The sequence below is a fragment of the Ahrensia sp. R2A130 genome (assembly GCF_000179775.1).
GTDB lineage: Bacteria > Pseudomonadota > Alphaproteobacteria > Rhizobiales > Rhizobiaceae > Pseudahrensia.
Genome location: NZ_AEEB01000017.1, coordinates 311,301 through 327,393 on the forward strand (window position 1 = coordinate 311,301; position 16,093 = coordinate 327,393).

The 16,093-nt window shown below is 56.5% G+C and carries 16 protein-coding genes; 6 read left to right on the forward strand and 10 right to left on the reverse strand.

The window, feature by feature from the left end; genetic code table 11:
- Nucleotides 1-67: 67 nt before the first annotated feature.
- The 3 genes from R2A130_RS10680 (at nt 68) to rpe (ending at nt 2,768) form a co-directional block, all read left to right on the forward strand.
- Nucleotides 68-652 carry a TRAP transporter small permease gene (locus R2A130_RS10680; protein WP_009758061.1) on the forward strand — a complete coding sequence of 195 codons (585 nt, stop codon included), beginning with the start codon at nt 68-70 and terminating at the stop codon, nt 650-652.
- Complete coding sequence (locus R2A130_RS10685) at nt 652-1,974, forward strand: TRAP transporter large permease (protein ID WP_009758062.1); 1,323 nt, start codon at nt 652-654, stop codon at nt 1,972-1,974. The genes R2A130_RS10680 and R2A130_RS10685 overlap by 1 nt, the downstream gene beginning before the upstream one ends.
- A 122-nt stretch (nt 1,975-2,096) precedes the next feature.
- Nucleotides 2,097-2,768 (forward strand): ribulose-phosphate 3-epimerase, encoded by a 672-nt coding sequence (gene rpe, locus R2A130_RS10690; protein ID WP_009758063.1) that lies wholly within the window; start codon nt 2,097-2,099, stop codon nt 2,766-2,768.
- 2 nt (nt 2,769-2,770) lie between these two features.
- Here rpe and R2A130_RS10695 read toward each other — a convergent pair whose 3' ends face one another.
- The 7 genes from R2A130_RS10695 to R2A130_RS10730 form a co-directional block, all read right to left on the reverse strand.
- On the reverse strand, nt 2,771-3,355 hold the full coding sequence (locus R2A130_RS10695; protein WP_156798476.1) for an alpha/beta hydrolase: 585 nt from the start codon (nt 3,353-3,355) through the stop codon (nt 2,771-2,773).
- 224 nt (nt 3,356-3,579) lie between these two features.
- The gene (locus R2A130_RS10700; protein WP_009758065.1) at nt 3,580-4,164 is read right to left on the reverse strand and encodes a protein-S-isoprenylcysteine O-methyltransferase; all 585 of its coding nucleotides are present in this window, start codon (nt 4,162-4,164) and stop codon (nt 3,580-3,582) included.
- Nucleotides 4,161-5,330: an alpha/beta hydrolase gene (locus R2A130_RS10705; RefSeq protein WP_009758066.1), complete on the reverse strand. Its 1,170-nt coding sequence runs from the start codon at nt 5,328-5,330 to the stop codon at nt 4,161-4,163. The genes R2A130_RS10700 and R2A130_RS10705 overlap by 4 nt, the downstream gene beginning before the upstream one ends.
- 83 nt (nt 5,331-5,413) lie before the next feature.
- Nucleotides 5,414-5,977 carry a sarcosine oxidase subunit gamma gene (locus tag R2A130_RS10710; RefSeq protein ID WP_009758067.1) on the reverse strand — a complete coding sequence of 188 codons (564 nt, stop codon included), beginning with the start codon at nt 5,975-5,977 and terminating at the stop codon, nt 5,414-5,416.
- Nucleotides 5,970-8,954, reverse strand: a complete 2,985-nt coding sequence (locus tag R2A130_RS10715; RefSeq protein ID WP_009758068.1) for a sarcosine oxidase subunit alpha — start codon at nt 8,952-8,954, stop codon at nt 5,970-5,972. The genes R2A130_RS10710 and R2A130_RS10715 overlap by 8 nt, the downstream gene beginning before the upstream one ends.
- The gene (locus R2A130_RS10720) at nt 8,951-9,334 is read right to left on the reverse strand and encodes a sarcosine oxidase subunit delta (protein WP_009758069.1); all 384 of its coding nucleotides are present in this window, start codon (nt 9,332-9,334) and stop codon (nt 8,951-8,953) included. The genes R2A130_RS10715 and R2A130_RS10720 overlap by 4 nt, the downstream gene beginning before the upstream one ends.
- Before the next feature lie 291 nt (nt 9,335-9,625).
- Nucleotides 9,626-10,879, reverse strand: a complete 1,254-nt coding sequence (locus R2A130_RS10730; protein ID WP_009758071.1) for a sarcosine oxidase subunit beta family protein — start codon at nt 10,877-10,879, stop codon at nt 9,626-9,628.
- A 328-nt stretch (nt 10,880-11,207) separates the two neighbouring features.
- Here R2A130_RS10730 and ykgO point away from each other — a divergent pair, with 328 nt between their 5' ends.
- From ykgO to R2A130_RS10745, 3 genes are all read left to right on the forward strand, one after another.
- The gene (gene ykgO, locus R2A130_RS10735) at nt 11,208-11,333 is read left to right on the forward strand and encodes a type B 50S ribosomal protein L36 (protein WP_009758072.1); all 126 of its coding nucleotides are present in this window, start codon (nt 11,208-11,210) and stop codon (nt 11,331-11,333) included.
- Between the two features lie 97 nt (nt 11,334-11,430).
- Nucleotides 11,431-12,108, forward strand: coding sequence for a tetratricopeptide repeat protein (locus R2A130_RS10740; protein WP_009758073.1), 678 nt, complete (start codon nt 11,431-11,433; stop codon nt 12,106-12,108).
- Nucleotides 12,109-12,221: 113 nt separating this feature from the next.
- The gene (locus R2A130_RS10745) at nt 12,222-13,172 is read left to right on the forward strand and encodes an alpha/beta fold hydrolase (RefSeq protein ID WP_009758074.1); all 951 of its coding nucleotides are present in this window, start codon (nt 12,222-12,224) and stop codon (nt 13,170-13,172) included.
- Between the two features lie 15 nt (nt 13,173-13,187).
- On the opposite strand, the gene pyk is transcribed toward R2A130_RS10745, so the two are convergent.
- From pyk to R2A130_RS10760, 3 genes are read right to left on the reverse strand one after another with little or no spacing between them, the layout of a single operon-like run.
- Nucleotides 13,188-14,639 (reverse strand): pyruvate kinase, encoded by a 1,452-nt coding sequence (gene pyk / locus R2A130_RS10750; RefSeq protein ID WP_009758075.1) that lies wholly within the window; start codon nt 14,637-14,639, stop codon nt 13,188-13,190.
- Nucleotides 14,636-15,115: a DUF1036 domain-containing protein gene (locus R2A130_RS10755; RefSeq protein WP_009758076.1), complete on the reverse strand. Its 480-nt coding sequence runs from the start codon at nt 15,113-15,115 to the stop codon at nt 14,636-14,638. The genes pyk and R2A130_RS10755 overlap by 4 nt, the downstream gene beginning before the upstream one ends.
- Nucleotides 15,116-15,167: 52 nt before the next feature.
- Nucleotides 15,168-16,073 (reverse strand): DMT family transporter, encoded by a 906-nt coding sequence (locus R2A130_RS10760; RefSeq protein ID WP_009758077.1) that lies wholly within the window; start codon nt 16,071-16,073, stop codon nt 15,168-15,170.
- Nucleotides 16,074-16,093: the final 20 nt, after the last annotated feature.

Below are 16,093 nucleotides of genomic sequence, written 5' to 3' on the forward strand. Positions count from 1 at the left end.
GTGAAAGCTGAACGGGGCGTTTCAGGTCCGTTTCTCCAAACGCCATATGCCGGGGGCAGGCGCACTTATGGCAACAGCTGACCGCTTCATTCGCACCCTGGCCCGATGGTTAGCTCTAACTGGCGGTCTGGTGCTCGTGGCGCTTATTGTCATCACCACTGCTTCTATCGTTGGCCGCCTTCTAAATTCCATCGGCTATTCGCAATGGATTTCCGATTGGCTGCCGATCCTCATTGCGCCGCTGCAATGGTTTCGCCCAATCACGGGTGATTTCGAGCTGGTTGAGGCAGGCATTGCTTTCGCGATAATGGCTTTCATACCGTGGTGCCAAATCAGTCGTGGCCACGCGAAGGTTGAGGTGCTGACCGGGCTCCTGCCATCGAGTTCAAACCGTTGGTTGGCGTTTCTTTGGGAAGCTGTTTTTTGTGCAACTTACATTCTCATTGCTTGGCGCCTTGTCGTCGGTACAGGCGATAAGATGCGCTACAACGAGACAAGCTTCATGCTCCAATTTCCCGTCTGGTGGGGCTATGCGGCTGTAACCGGTGCAGCTTTGCTGGCATGTTGGGTGGCGCTTTGGTCGCTATTCCTGCACGGGCGTGAAGCGCTCGGGTATGAACCGCTTTCCAAAACCGTATCGCGAACCGCCTGATGGAAAATTTGACCATCGGCTACCTATCGCTGCCGGTCCTGCTGGTGCTGATTTTTGCCCGGATGCCTATTGGGCTTGCCATGCTTGTGGTCGGCCTTGGTGGCACGATGTTGATAACGGGTGGGCCGACTGTTGTGTTGGCTAAGTTGAAAAACGAAACCTATTCGACTTTTTCATCCTACTCATTGTCCATCATCCCATTGTTTTTGCTTATGGGGCAGTTCGCGACGCTTGGCGGCATGTCGGCCGCATTGTTTAAGGCGGCAGAAACATGGCTTGGCCATAGGCGCGGTGGCTTGGCTATGGCCTCTGTAGGGGCGTGTGCCGGGTTTGGCGCGATCTGCGGTTCGTCCTTGGCAACTGCTGCCACAATGGGGCAGGTGGCTCTGCCGCAACTTAAGAAATACGGCTATCCGGGCGGTCTCGCCACCGCGACGCTGGCAGCGGGTGGAACGCTTGGCATCCTCATTCCGCCATCTGTAGTGCTGGTTATTTACGCGATCCTAACTGAGCAAAATATCGCGAAGCTCTTTCTTGCTGCTTTCATTCCGGGCTTTCTGGCTGCTGCGGGCTATATGATAACCATCTCGATTATCATGCGGGTTTCGCCTTCTACTGCACAGTTGCGGGAGCGTGTGCCCTATGCCGAACGCTTCAAGGCTATGGCGGATGTTTGGCCCGTTCTGCTCGTCTTCTTCTTGGTGGTGGGGGGCATTTATCTCGGGTGGTTTACACCAACTGAAGCTGCTGCAGTCGGCGCTGCCGGCACAGGCATCATCGCATGGTTAGCCGGTGGATTGTCACGCTCAACGTTTTCAGAGGCCGTTTTGGCGACGGCTTCTAATACCGGAATGATTTTCATCATCGTTTTGGGCGCTGGTTTCTTCAACGCTTTCCTCGCGCTCACGCGTGTGCCGCAGGAACTGTCCAGCGTTATTTTGGAACTCGGCCTAAGCCCGTGGACGATTCTGATCGTTATCTTGTTCCTTTATCTCATCTTCGGCTGCTTCATGGATTCGCTCTCCATGATCTTACTGACGATACCGATTTTTTTCCCGATCATCTCGACTCTCAACTTCGGTCTGACGCCGGAAGAAACAGCGATCTGGTTTGGAATCCTCGTGCTTATTGTCGTGGAGGTGGGATTGATAACGCCACCGGTGGGGATGAACCTGTTCGTCATTAATGCAATTGATCCGAGAACGCGTATCTTGGACACGTATCGCGCCGTCCTGCCTTTCGTAGCGTCGGACATAATACGCACCGCGATACTGGTTGCTTTCCCCGGCATCACATTGTTTCTGTTGCGCTGGCTTTATTGATGCGCGCTGTCGTGGCGTTTCGATTTCGGTGCATCGTAAATGACATGATCGCATCGTCTGATTGACTCACGCAGGAGCGCGTGTTGCACCAAAACTCAGCTTCCAACGCTCAGGCTCCTGCTATGACCGACCGCCCGCTCCTTATCGCTCCATCCATTCTATCGGCTGATTTTTCCCGTCTCGGAGACGAAATAGAAGCCGTGATGGAAGCTGGTGGCGACTGGGTTCATCTGGACGTCATGGACGGCCATTTCGTTCCCAACATCACCTTCGGTGCCCCTATCGTGAAGGCTGTACGGAACCGCACCAAAGCCGTGTTTGACTGCCACCTTATGATCGAACCTACCGATGCGTACCTGAAAGATTTTGCCGAGGCGGGCGCTGATATTATCACCGTCCACGCGGAAGCCACCCGTCACCTTGATCGGTCACTACAGGCGATTCGTGATTTAGGGGCGAAGGCGGGCGTAGCGCTCAATCCTGCGACACCGGAGAGCGAAATTGCTTATGTTTTGGACCGTGTCGATCTTATTTTGCTGATGACGGTGAACCCAGGTTTCGGTGGTCAGGCGTTCATTCCCGCCGTTGTCGATAAGGTGGCGCGCGTTCGTGAAATGATAGGTGATCGCCCGATCCATATCGAAATCGATGGCGGCGTTACACCGACAACAGCGCCAATGGTTTTCGGCGCTGGAGCAGATGTTCTTGTAGCTGGATCCGCAGTCTTCAAGGGCGGAACGCTCGCCCATTATGCCTCTAATATTGATGCAATTCGAAAGAGCTGCGCTATTTAGGTTCAGCTTGAACGTTTGCGTGGCATAAACCGCACGACGTTTTGAATGACCTGTTTCTGTACCGTTGGGTCTTCGTCGATGTTGAAGTGGTTTATGCCCGGGCGTTCTGAAAGATCGACATTGGTCAGGTTTCCACGAAACCCGCGCCCACGTCTAACCGGTTTGCCCCAGCCTTCGCCGCTGAAATAATAGTTAGTAACTTTACGAATGTTGGACGCGGCTGGCAGAGGATTCGTCGCAGCAAAAGAGGCGACGTAGTCAACCTTAATTTTGGCCTTCCGCAAGCCGGCAGCGATCTTCATGACCGAATTTGCGCCCCAGGAATGGCCGATCAATACAACCGGTTTGCTGCCATATTTCTTCTGGTTGGCAATGATCTCATCAACAATCGAATCTTCACGGACGTGAGAAATAACGTTCGGATTGAGACCGCGCTTCTTCAATTTGGCAGCCATACCATCCAACCCACGCGAAAACACGCCAAAGCCACCACGAACCAATATAAGTTCGCCAAAGTATGCCTGCTCTCGTGCGACTTCTAAAGCATCGACAGCTTTGAGCCCCTCAGCTTTTGCAGCTGTCGTCACTGTGGCGAATGATAGGGTGATGCAGATTGCTGCAAGTAAAGTGCGGATCATTTTGACTGTCTCGTAAGCAACGATTCGCTCAGATGGCGGGCGAATTTCGCATTAACTCAGTTGCTAAGCCAAGGGCGCGCGGTGAGCAACGGTGAGGCTGCATCTGACGTCGAATTTGGACGGTGGTGACTCTTTGGTGCATCACCCATGTAGCTCTGAGGTGCTCGGCGTTGTTAAACGAACCCGGGTACAAGTCTCGCCGTCCGCTTGCGATATGCGTCGTACTCAGGCCCGAACTGCGCCTGCATCATCGCTTCTTCCTTATTCACGCGGCTGAAATACAACCATGCCACAGCAGCAAGGCCGGTCAGTCCCGCAATCCAATTGGGAATGAGCAGCGCTTGCCCGAGGCCCCAAAGCCAGAACGAGGTGTACATCGGGTGACGAACGCGGGCGTAAACACCGTGATCGACCAGCTTGTGATCTTCACGGATTTCCAGCGTAACGGACCAATTGCGCGCGAGGTCGCGGTGGCTGAGATGGAAGAGAACCAAAAAGCCAATCATTGCGGTAGACCCAAGAATGCCTTGGATCATAAAAAACGGGTAGTCGGCGAAGGACAACAGCCCGGTTGCCAGATGGAAAGCCGGGATGACGACCAGCCCAACAGTACACCCGGTCAACGCAATCCACTCTGCACGACTGCGTTGATCGGTCACCACTTTGGTTTTGCGGGCACGACGCCGATGCGGCCAACGGATGACCAGCCAGAAAACTATGGATAGGCACCAGATTACAGAGGCGATTTCTGCGTTCATTTTTTTGCTTTCAGCGACGTCCGCACGCGCGTTTCCAGTGGTGTCGGACCAAGGCAAATTCCTGGAAAATCGTAGTGATATTCCTGCGTGTTTCCAAAAACGAACTGGTAGTGCAGACGGAAAAAATTACCGCGGATGTGCTCGCGGTAAAATTCGGGATCGACCATGTTGCGAACGCGGATCGTCTGAACGACAGGCTTGGAACCATCGCCCACACCCATCAGCTTCGCTGGTTTGGTGCGGTAGAAGTTGATGACATCGTTCACGCACTGATATTCAGCCCAAAAAATTGCGTTGTTGGCAACGATCCGTGCGGTAGCTTCACGGAACCACAATGCAGCGGGGTGAAGCCCGATTTTCAAGGCGGTGGAGCCCACGGTCAACATAGCGACACGGGCGCGCCCTGTTCCGATTTCGGGCCGTTCGCGTTGGGCTTTGTCCAAAGCTTCAAGAATGAGCGCGCCGCCAGTGCTGTGCCCGACAACCACGATTTCATCGTAGTGATCGCTAGCATCAGCTGCAGCAATCACATGGGCGAGGCGCAACAGGGCATCATGGGCAGCCGGTCTTTGACGTCGCAAGAATTCCCGTGAAAAGCTCCATAGATCCATCAGATGAAGTACCGACCAGCGCTCCCATAACATTTGAACGCAAGCGGAAAATGCTGCCAGAAAAACGATAGGGGCCATCAACCAGGACAGCGATACGCCAGACGTCCAGATCAGGCCTGCAATTGCCAGTGAGGCGACGAAGGACAGAAAAATAGCAACGAATGGATAAAGAAAATACAGCGAAAAACGCCAGGCGTGGCGAACGAATTTGAATGCTGTCAGCGTGATCGTATAATCAGCGAACGTAAGCAAATACCTGCCCAACCGAGACAGGAACGGTCTGCTGAAATCCTTCAGCACCAAACTGTCGACGCTTAGAAAATGGAAATCAGTGGTGACTTCCTGACCGTCATGATCGGTCTTGTAAGTGACGCGTGCGAGATCATCGTGCAGCATTTCAATGCTGTTTGCGTCGATTGATGCATCAGCCAGCGTTTCATAGCGTGATGCTTCGCGGCGAAACCTATCGAAGAAGGCTTCCGGCGATTTCGGATCGTAGCCGCCGATGAAGAATACGGCCCGCGATGATACGTTTGATACGTCTGCCGCCGGCACGTCCGTTCACCCCTGAATCCACATCGGTTTTAAATGTCGCGCCTGTCTAAGGCACCACACTTGCCGCGTCCACACTTGTGTTTCTAGAGCGCAGCATCCCGCGCCGCATCCTTCAGGAATGCGAAGAGATAAGGCGCGAACGAACGCCAGCACTCTACGCTGAATGTGTCGTTGGCGGGGCGGTGGATAACGACTTCTGTCTTGCCAATTACGGTGCGGGCTGCCGAACCCTTCGGAAAGGCTGCAAGTGAAAGGTCTCGAGGGCAGCCAGCGTTTAGGCAATCGGCAGCGTTGGTGCCGGATACGGTAAACGCTACATTGCGGTGCGAGACGTCCGTTGCAGAGATTTCTTTGCTTTCCGATTTGGGAACCATGCTGTCGTCCGGCTTCTTCATATCAACGATCAGCCATTCGTCCTGCCCCAGGCACATGGCGGTGACACCGGCTTTAGATTCGCTGGTGCCGATCTTACGAGGCAGCGTTACACTCAGCGATTTCTGGAAATTTGTTGCACCTCGTTTTGTGGCGCGAAGCGCAAGTCGCGAAGCGTCAGGCGCTGTTTCCACCAAAACGCCATCGCTAGCGATGCGCTTGTTGTTCACCGGGTTGTCGCGGGTAGCACGAATAGTCGTTGCTGCTTTAGCCATCAAGCTTCTCCCCCTTCGGGTCATAGAAAACGGAACCTGTCACTTCGACTTCGATGGTCTCGTCTTCCATCGGCACATAGAGCGTCTCGCCTATACGGTCGAAACCGCCTTCGACCAGCGCCATCGCCACGGAGTGACCGAGCGTGCCGGACCAGTAGGATGATGTGACGAAACCGAGCATCTTCATCGGGATCGGTTGGTTCGGGTCGGCAACGATTTGCGCGCCTTCCTGCAGCACCTTGGTCGGGTCTTTCGTCTTCAACCCGATCAGCTGGCGACGGCCATCCTTCACGAGGTCGGAACGCAACAGACCGCGTTTGCCGACATAGTCTGGCTTGATCTTGGAAATGGCCCAAGAGAGGCCAGCGTCGTGCGGGGTGACGGTACCGTCGGTGTCCTGACCGACGATGATGTAGCCCTTCTCGGCGCGCAAAACGTGCATCGCTTCGGTGCCATAAACACATGCGCCCAGCGGTTCGGCGCGTGCCCATACAGCCTCCCATACGGCGCGGCCATAGTCGGCAGGAACGTTGATCTCGAAGCCGAGTTCGCCCGTGAACGAGATGCGGAACAGGCGGGCGGGCACGCCGCAGACTTCGCATTCCACAACGCTCATATGGGCGAACTTCTCAGCTGATATATCGGCACCGGAAACCAGCGGTTCGATGATCTCACGGGCCTTCGGACCTTGCACCGCGATGGTGGCCCATTGCTCGGTGGTGGACGTCAGCCACACCTGCATGTCGGGAAACTCGGTCTGCAGATAGTCTTCCATATGCACCATCACGCGCGGCGCACCGCCGGTGGTTGTGGTGACGTGAAAGCGGTTTTCCGACAGGCGACCGACGACGCCATCATCATAGATGAACCCGTCTTCGCGCAGCATGATGCCGTATTTGGCACGGCCCGGTTTCAGCTTGCTCCAACCGTTGGTGTAGAGCTTGTCCATAAACGCTGCCGCATCCGGCCCCACGACCTCGATCTTGCCGAGTGTCGAGGCATCGAACACGCCTGCCGTTTCGCGCACCGTGCGGCATTCGCGGTCGACGGCTTCGTGCATGTCTTCACCTGCCTGCGGGAAGTACCATGCACGTTGCCAGTGGCTGACGGGTTCGAATTCCGCGCCATTCTCCACCGCCCAATGATGGATCGGTGTTTCGCGCACCGGGTCGAACAGCGGCCCACGGGCCTGGCCCACGATGGAGCCGAAGGTGGTGGGTGTGTAGGGCGCGCGGAATGTGGTGAGGCCGACGGCGGGGATGGGCTTGTCCAACTTCGTGGCCGCGATGGCGAGGCCGTGCATGTTGGACAGCTTGCCCTGGTCGGTCGCCATGCCGTTGGTCGTGTAGCGCTTCACATGCTCGATGGAATGCATGCCCTCGCGCACGGCGAGCGATATGTCTTTGGCGGTCACATCGTTCTGGTAATCGACGAAGGCCTTGCCCTTATCGGCGCTCGTGCCGGTTGCGCCAATCATGCCGCCAGAGCAGGAAATATCGTCGGTGATGTCGTGGCGCTTGGGCTGGCTGCCCACAGCTTCCAGCGCTTCCATCAACACGGCGTTCAAATCATCAGTACCGTTGCATCCGCCGATGGATACGCAGTCCTGCGGGCTCTTGCCGGGCAGGAAGCGTTGCGTTGCTTCGTCCCAAGCGGGCTTGCCGCGCGACTGGGAATAAAGATGCAGCGATGGCGTCCAACCGGCGCTCATCAGCAGCGCGTCGATTTCGAAGTCCTGCTCCTTGCCACCATCACCGTGCGGCTTGGCCGACATACCGTTCACCCGCAGGCGACCGGTGGTGTTGGTGATGTGGTGGCCGGTGAGAATCGGAATGCCGAATTCCTCAGCCTGCTTGCGAATGTCGTCGGAAATCGTGTCGCGATGTTCGATGATCGCAGCGACCTCGACGCCTTCTTCCGCCAGATCGAAGGCGGCGGCATAGGCGCTGTCGCAGGCGGTGAAGACGCCGATGCGGGTGCCGACGATCACGCCGTAGCGGTTCAGCCATGTTTGCGCAGCACCGGCCAAAACGATGCCGGGGCGGTCGTTTCCGGGGAACACCATGTGGCGCTCGATGCCACCCTGCGCCAACACGACCTGCTTGGCGCGAATCTGCCACAGCCGTTCGCGCGGCATATCAATGTCCGGACGGGAAAGGTGGTCGGTCAGCCGCTCGTTCAGCGCCACCATGTTCTGCTGGAAATAACCGAAGCCTGTGGTGCGTGTCAGCACGCGCACATTCTTGGCGGCCTTCAATTCTGCAACACGCTCCGCAACCCATTCATGGCCCGTGCGGCCATCGATGCGAATGTCGGTGTCCGACAGCAGCCAGCCGCCGAGCTCAGGATTCTCATCGACCAGAATGACGTCCCGCTTCTGCGCTGCGGCAGCGCAGGCTGCAGCAAGACCGGCAGCGCCACCGCCGACGATCAGCACATCGCAATGGGCGAAGCGGTTGGTGTAGCGGTCGGGGTCGGCGCGTTCCGGCGCGTTGCCGAGACCGGCAGCCGCACGAATGAACGGCTCATAGACCGTCTCCCAAGCGGCACGGGGCCATTTAAAGGTCTTGTAGTAAAAGCCTGCTGAAAACAGCGACGACATCAGGTTGTTCACAGCGCCCATATCGAAGGGCAGGGTGGGCCAGCGGTTCTGGCTTTCCGCCTCCAGCCCGTCGAACACTTCCTGCACGGAAGCGCGAACGTTCGGCACGGTCCGCGCCTTGTCGTTTTGCCCTGCGCGGGAAATTTGCATCAAGGCCGATGGCTCTTCGACGCCTGCGCCGATGACGCCGCGCGGACGGTGATATTTGAACGAACGGCCCATCAGATGAACGCCGTTGGCCATCAAAGCGGAAGCAAGCGTTTCGCCTGCGAGACCTTCATAAGTCTTGCCGTCGAATGTGAACGACACGGTGCGCGCGCCAGCCAATTGGCCGCGCTTGGCGATGCGGTAGGGCTGTGGTTTGGTCGGGGTCACTTCGCTGTCTCCACAACTTCGTTCAGGCCAACAACAGGGCCACCATCAGCCCGCGCCTTGGCGTGCATGGCCTTTACCTCGTCCACGATCTTCGCCAGCTCCTCGTCGGAGGGGCGCGGTTCGCCCGCTTTGTAAACGCGCAGAAACCTGTCGGAGATCGTGTCACGAATGGCGTTGAAAAACCGCTGGCAACCATGGGCATGCCGCCACCGCTCAAGGTTCACCCCCTTGGGGTTGGCGCGAATGAAGAACATCGCCTCGAAGTCTTCATCGGGCATTTCCGACATATCGGAAGGCCGCACGATATGCGCCTGTCCGGCATTGGCAAACTCCAACTCCGGCAAATCTTTTTCGCAATAGGGGCAATGGATTAGGAGCATTATCTTACTTCCAACTCTGTCATAGTCTTACACTGTTCCCGCAGGAGCGGGTCAAATCGCAAAGAAGCTCTGTGCGGAAAAGCGAGTAAGCGACGATCAGCATAAGCGCCAAACCTGCGAAGAAGACTGCGAGCACGCCAGAAATCTGGTGTGTAGATCGCAGCAATTCACTTGCTGTACCGATTTTGCCAACAGCGATGTGTCTTTCACTTATTTTCCACACAACAGCGCATGCAGCGCTCAGCAAAAAGCCAAGCAGAGCAAGTGTTGTTATTTGATCCGGCGTAGCCATTAGTGAGCCACAGCCGCAGCTGCGGCCTCATCGATCAAGCGTCCCGACCGGAAGCGATCCAGCGTGAAGCCTTCGTTGATCTTGTGTGGTGCGTCATTGGCTATCGTATGCGCAAAGACGTTCGCGCTGCCCGGTGTGGCCTTGAAGCCGCCGGTGCCCCAGCCGCAGTTTACGTAAAGGCCACCCACCGGTGTCTTGCTCAAAATCGGTGAGCGGTCCGGCGTCACGTCCACGATGCCGCCCCATGTCCGCAGCATCTTCATGCGGCTGAACATCGGGTATAGTTCAACGATGGCATCCAGTGTGTGCTGCAAAATGTGCATCGAACCGGTCTGCGAATAGGACAGGTATTGGTCCGTACCCGCGCCAATGACCAACTCGCCCTTGTCGGACTGCGAAATGTAGGCGTGAACCGCGTTGCTCATCACCACGCATGGGAAGCAGGGCTTCACCGGTTCGGACACCAGCGCCTGCAATGGATAGCTTTCCAGCGGCATGCGAACGCCTGCCATTTCCATCAGCACCGATGTATGGCCGGCGGCGACGACGCCAACTTTCTTGGCACCGATTGTGCCGCGATTGGTTTCGACGCCCGTCACCTTGCCGTCCGGCGAACGGTTGATGCCGGTGACTTCGCAGTTCTGAATGATGTCCACGCCAAGCGCAGACGCCTTGCGCGCATAGCCCCAAGCTACGGCGTCGTGGCGAGCCGTACCACCGGAACGTTGCAGCGCTGCGCCCATAACCGGGTAGCGGCTGTCTTTGGAAATATCGAGCGGCGGGCAGTATTCCTTGGCCTGCTGCGGGGTGAGCCACTGGTTGTCGACGCCGTTCAGACGGTTGGCATGAATGTGGCGCTGGGCCGACTGCACGTCGTGCACGCTGTGGGCCAGCATCATCACACCGCGCGGGCTGAACATGACATTGTAGTTCAGCTCCTGCGACAGCGTCTTCCACAGGTTCAACGAGTGATTATAAAGACCCGCCGATTCGTCGTAGAGATAGTTAGAACGAATAATCGTGGTGTTGCGGCCCGTGTTGCCGCCGCCGAGCCAGCCTTTTTCCAGCACCGCGATGTTCGTGATGCCGTGCTCTTTCGCAAGATAATACGCAGTGCCGAGGCCGTGGCCGCCCGCGCCGATGATGATGACATCATATTTCGATTTCGGCTCTGGGTTGGTCCACTGCTTTTCCCAGCCCTTTTGGCCGCGAAGCGCCTCTTTGGCGAGCGTTAGCGCATTGAAAGGTGTCATCGTTCAACGTCCTTACAGTCGTTTGCGTGCGGGGCTTGTCGTCGAGGCGGCTGGTCTGCCCGATCTGCGCGCGCTCCCCTGCGCTGCATCTCGTTGTCGTATTTGGCATTATCATGGCGGTAAGACCACGCACCATCGCGCTTGCGACACTGTGCGACATGCTGTGGTGCAGTTGCGCCACGGCGGCCTTCAAGCCCTCGAACTGCGCCTTACGAGGTTGACTTTGATCTATCGGACGCTAAATCAAACCAAGATTTCCCGCAGACTTTCGCAGGCCAGCGCGTTTCGCGCCATACCCGCTTGTTTGCCACACGAACGGACCGAGACGATGAAAGTCAAAAACTCCCTGCGCTCGCTTAAAGGCCGCCACCGCGCTAACCGCCTGGTTCGCCGCAAGGGCCGCGTTTACATCATCAACAAGGTGAACCCGCGCTTCAAAGCTCGCCAAGGCTAAGCGTTCCGGGCGCAGGCTGCTGCCTGCGACACCGCTGCTCAGGCAGTTCACGAAAATTCGAATTGACCGGCATGGGAACAAGGTTAGTCTTGTCTCCATGCTTTTGCTCGTCCGACTGACATTTGCCGTCTTGCTTTCCGTGGTTCCCGCAATAGGAGCCAATGCAGCTTTCGCGCAAGAAACACAGCTTGCCCCCGGAGTTGATCCGAGCGGGGACATCGACACCGGCATTCCGCTGCCGAAGGTTGAGAAGCCGGAAGCAAAGAAGCCGCCGCCGAAAACTGCCTTTGAATTCGCCAAAGACCTTGATGGTCTATTCGGTCAGTTGAAGCGTACACGCGACCACAAACTGGCAGACCGTATTTCCACCCAGATTTGGGAAAAGTGGCAAACGTCCAACAGCAAATCTATCGATCTGCTCACACACTGGGCACGCGCTGCCAGTGGCCGCAAACAGTTCGATGCTGCACTCGATCTGCTCGATCAGGTGATCGTCTTACGGCCGGAATACGCCGAAGGATGGAATCAGCGCGCGACTTTGCATTTCCAGCGAAAGGATTTCCGCAAATCGATTGCTGATATCGAGAAGGTTTTGGCGCTTGAACCACGCCATTACGGGGCGCTGTCCGGCCTTGCCGTTATTTTGGAACAGTTGGGCAATGAAAAGCAGGCACTGCAAACTTGGTATCGTGTCCTCAGCGTTTACCCATCCAATCGCAGCGCAGGCCGTGCGGTGGTTAGGCTGGAGGAAGAGTTAGCGGGCAGCGGCATCTAACGTGCGATCAATTCTGCTTTTACCCACATATCTGTAGTGATTTTTGAACCAGAACGACGTAGCGCTCGTTCCTACACACAGACACGCTAATCGGTTCTTCTCCTTTGAAAATTATGACCATTTTTATATTGCTCCTGCTCGTCGTCGGTGGTGCAGCCTTTGGATACACGCGCTTTCAAGCTGAACGGATCGAAGCGCAGTACCCGCCCGCTGGAGAGTTTGCGGATGTGGCGGGTGTTCGCCTGCATTATCTCGATGTTCCGGCAGAGGCGTCTGAGAAGCCGCCGGTCGTTTTTCTCCACGGCGCTTCCGGTAATCTGCACGACCAGCGTGGTGCGTTTGAAGCTAAACTCAAAGGCTCACGACGGATGCTGTTCATTGATCGCCCGGGTCATGGTTACTCGCAGCGTGGCGAGGCCGAAACACCTGCACAACAGGCTGATTTGATCGCCGGTTTGCTTGATCAACTCGGCATTGAGCGCGCCGTCATCGTTGGGCATTCACTTGGCAGTGCATCCACAGCTGCCCTCGGCGTTCTGCATCCGGAAAAAGTACAGGGTCTCGTCTTCTTGGCGCCAGCGACCCACGTGTGGCCCGGTGGCGTTACGTGGTACTACTCCATCGCGGCACTCCCTGTGATCGGGAATATGTTCACCGAAACCCTGTCATTGCCAGTGGGAATGACAGCACTCGAAACCGGTACAAAGTCGGTTTTCGACCCAAACGCGGTTCCACAAGGCTATGTTGAAAACGCTGCCATTCCTGTGTTCTTGAGGCCTTCTGTCTTTCGCGCAAACGCCCGTGACGTGGCGGGTCTGAAAGGTTTCGTAACAGAATTTTCCAAGCGTTATTCTGAGATCAAAGCGCCGACGGTTATTATAACCGGTGATACTGACGATATCGTCGCGCCATCCATCCATTCCATCGGTCTGGAGCGTGACATTGAAGGGGCTGAACTCATCATTCTTCCCGGCGTTGGCCACAAACCTGATTACGTCGCGACTGACCGAATTATTCAGGCAATAGACAAAGTCTCATTTGCGAAGCCGGTCCTGACCAACTGAACAGGTAACGAGAACTTAGCTCGCAACCCGATTCTGGCTGCCCTGACCGTCTTCGCTAATATACGCGATGCGAAGCATATTGGTTGAACCCGGCGTTCCAAGTGGAACACCCACTGAAATGATGATCCGTTCGCCTGGCTTGGCCAAACCCTCGCGGTGGGCACAGCGGCAGGCCTTGTCGATAACGTCTTCCAATGTGTTGGAATCAGGTGTGATGACGCATTTCGTGCCCCATAGCATCGCCATCCGCCGGGCCGTTGTGGCGACAGGCGATAGAGCAAGAATGGGTTTTTCCGGCCGCACACGTGCAGCGCGAAGGCCGGTAGAACCGGAGGCGGTGAAGCAAACGATAGCAGCGAGATTAAGCGTGTCGGCAATCTCCGCAGCCGCGAAAGAAATTGCATCTGCACCGGTCGATTCTGCCTGCGGGCGTTGGCCTGCAATCACGTCGACATAACCTTTGTCCTTCTCGATGGACTCAGCGATCGAGTTCATCGTTCGAACTGCATCTTCGGGATAGTCGCCAGCCGCAGATTCAGCTGATAGCATGATGGCATCCGCGCCTTCGTAGACAGCGTTTGCAACGTCGGACACCTCGGCACGAGTTGGAACCGGCGAGTGGATCATCGATTCCAGCATCTGCGTGGCGACCACAACCGGAACGCCGGCGCGGCGGCATTTGCGGATCATTTTCTTCTGAATTGACGGTACGAGTTCCAGCGGCATTTCCACGCCAAGATCGCCGCGAGCCACCATTATGGCATCGGAAAGGTCGATGATGTCATCAAGCCGTTCAACCGCTTGCGGCTTTTCGATCTTGCACAAAATACCGGCTTTGCGACCGACGATTTTGCGCGGTTCGGCCAGATCTTCAGGGCGCTGGATAAAGGACAGCGCGATCCAGTCGATCTCTTCTTTCAGCGCGGCCTCGAGATCTTTGCGATCTTTCTCAGTCAGCACGCCCGCGTCGATGTCTGAGTCGGGTACGTTCACGCCCTTCTTGTCTGCCAACCAAGTGCCGGACAGCACCTTGGTTTTGGACCAGCCATCGCCGGTTTCGATAACTTGTAACTGCACCTTGCCGTCATTCACCAACAAACGGTGGCCGGGTTCCATAGCTTCAAGAATTTCAGGATGGGGCAGGTGAACGCGTTCGCTGTTGCCAGGCGTCGGATCACTATCAAGAGTGATGACATGTCCCGGCACAACGTCAATTTCACCGTTTTCAAACGTACCGAGGCGGTGCTTTGGCCCCTGAATATCGACCATGATGCCGATGGGGAATTTTAGCTCAGCTTCGACCGCGCGAATGTGTTGAACCGTTTGGCGCATCAGATCATGGCTGGCATGGCTCATGTTGATGCGGAACGTGTCAGCACCAGCCAGCGCAAGCGCGTGAATTTTCGCTTGTGTGTTGGAAGCCGGACCGAGAGTGGCAACAATTTTAACGCGGCGATTGCGGTTCATTGGCTTGGAGCCTTTTCTTCAATGTCGTTGCCCGTGTCACTGCCCGGCGCGCGGGCTTGGCCGGGGTTGAGCCTAACCTGCCAATTGGTTTGTTTGCCGGTGTCGATCTCGAAAAATCCGGTGCGCTCGTGACCGCGCGCAAAGCAGTTCTCAAGGCCTTCGATGTTGAACTCTTTTGACGACGTGCACATGAACACTGGCCCGCGCCATTGTCCGCCTGTCACAGAATCTTCTGCGTGAAGATAGAAATACCGTGCGTTGAGCGAACCTTTGATAACGGCTGCGCAATCTCCGGCAGGGATGCGCCACCAACCTTCGCTCTTCCACATTTCCTTATCGCGGTAGCCTACGGACACGCCGACAAGATTTTCTGTAGTGTTGCAAACGCTTAAATCTGCGCGCGCAGGAAGGGGGGCCAAAGCTTGCAATGCAAGTCCGGCAGCGCCCGTCATAACGAGTTTTTTCAAACGATTCATAGGCTCTGGTGTTGCCTGCTCTCCGGCCAAGTGTCAACGCGCATAAAGGTGGTTAAGTCGCTCTTGGCCGTGCCACGTAAACACCTGCAAGAATGAGTGCGCCACCGGCCAGCTGCAACGGCGTTAGCGCTTCTGAAAAGATGATCCATGCAACAGCTGCTGCTGCCAAAGCTTCGATGAAAATGACCAGCGAGCCGAACTGTGCTGACAGGCTGCCCATGGCAACAGCGAGAAGTCCCTGTCCCCCGGTGTGACTGATAAGCCCCAGCGCCAGCAAAGCGGCCAGTCCTGTTGCGGTGGCCGGCCATAGGGTTGGTTCAAGCGCCAGCGCAACGACCAGAAGGATGGCAGCTGTGATCGAAGTGGATGAAAACGTCAGGGCGCCTGCGCCACAGCTGCGCCGTGCTACCCGAACTGCGAGAAAATAGAGACCGAAGAAAACCGATGTCAGCAGGCCGTAAATATCACCCAGCAATCGTTCTGGCGCCAAACTATAGCTGGAGCCGATCACCATGCCAGCGCCTATGAGACACATCGCCAAGCCGATATAAGAGTTGCGATGAACCGGCTCTCCAATCGCAACGCCGGACAATAGCACCACCCAGACGGGCGCAAGACATGTGAGCAGAGTAGCATTTGCGATGGTCGTGTTCAAAATCGCCAGATGCCAGAAAAACAGATCACCAGCGAAGAACAGCCCCGTTGCCAGAACAGCCTTGTTGATGGGCATGAGCTTGGCCGTTGGGTCGCGTCGGCCTTCGTACCATGACCATGCAAAAAGCAGTGGCAGAGCAAGTCCCACCCGCCAGAACGCGCTGGCAAATGGCCCGACATCCGCCAACCGCACGAAGACCGGTGATATACCCATGAAGCACGCGCCGACGACCAGCGCCGACAGCGCTGTGCCGGTGCCTAGCGGCGCGGTTTTACCGGAGGGTGATGCGTCTGGTGTGGACATGGATCAAAGGTAAAGGGGTG

Excerpts from the sequence above, each read along its gene's own strand:
- R2A130_RS10680 (WP_009758061.1), top strand. The coding sequence starts at position 68 with ATGGCAACAGCTGACCGCTTCATTCGCACCCTGGCCCGATGGTTAGCT.
- R2A130_RS10685 (WP_009758062.1), top strand. The coding sequence starts at position 652 with ATGGAAAATTTGACCATCGGCTACCTATCGCTGCCGGTCCTGCTGGTG.
- rpe (WP_009758063.1), top strand. The coding sequence starts at position 2,097 with ATGACCGACCGCCCGCTCCTTATCGCTCCATCCATTCTATCGGCTGAT.
- R2A130_RS10700 (WP_009758065.1), bottom strand. The coding sequence starts at position 4,164 with ATGAACGCAGAAATCGCCTCTGTAATCTGGTGCCTATCCATAGTTTTC.
- R2A130_RS10710 (WP_009758067.1), bottom strand. The coding sequence starts at position 5,977 with ATGGCTAAAGCAGCAACGACTATTCGTGCTACCCGCGACAACCCGGTG.
- R2A130_RS10720 (WP_009758069.1), bottom strand. The coding sequence starts at position 9,334 with ATGCTCCTAATCCATTGCCCCTATTGCGAAAAAGATTTGCCGGAGTTG.
- R2A130_RS10730 (WP_009758071.1), bottom strand. The coding sequence starts at position 10,879 with ATGACACCTTTCAATGCGCTAACGCTCGCCAAAGAGGCGCTTCGCGGC.
- ykgO (WP_009758072.1), top strand. The coding sequence starts at position 11,208 with ATGAAAGTCAAAAACTCCCTGCGCTCGCTTAAAGGCCGCCACCGCGCT.
- R2A130_RS10740 (WP_009758073.1), top strand. The coding sequence starts at position 11,431 with ATGCTTTTGCTCGTCCGACTGACATTTGCCGTCTTGCTTTCCGTGGTT.
- R2A130_RS10745 (WP_009758074.1), top strand. The coding sequence starts at position 12,222 with ATGACCATTTTTATATTGCTCCTGCTCGTCGTCGGTGGTGCAGCCTTT.
- pyk (WP_009758075.1), bottom strand. The coding sequence starts at position 14,639 with ATGAACCGCAATCGCCGCGTTAAAATTGTTGCCACTCTCGGTCCGGCT.
- R2A130_RS10755 (WP_009758076.1), bottom strand. The coding sequence starts at position 15,115 with ATGAATCGTTTGAAAAAACTCGTTATGACGGGCGCTGCCGGACTTGCA.
- R2A130_RS10760 (WP_009758077.1), bottom strand. The coding sequence starts at position 16,073 with ATGTCCACACCAGACGCATCACCCTCCGGTAAAACCGCGCCGCTAGGC.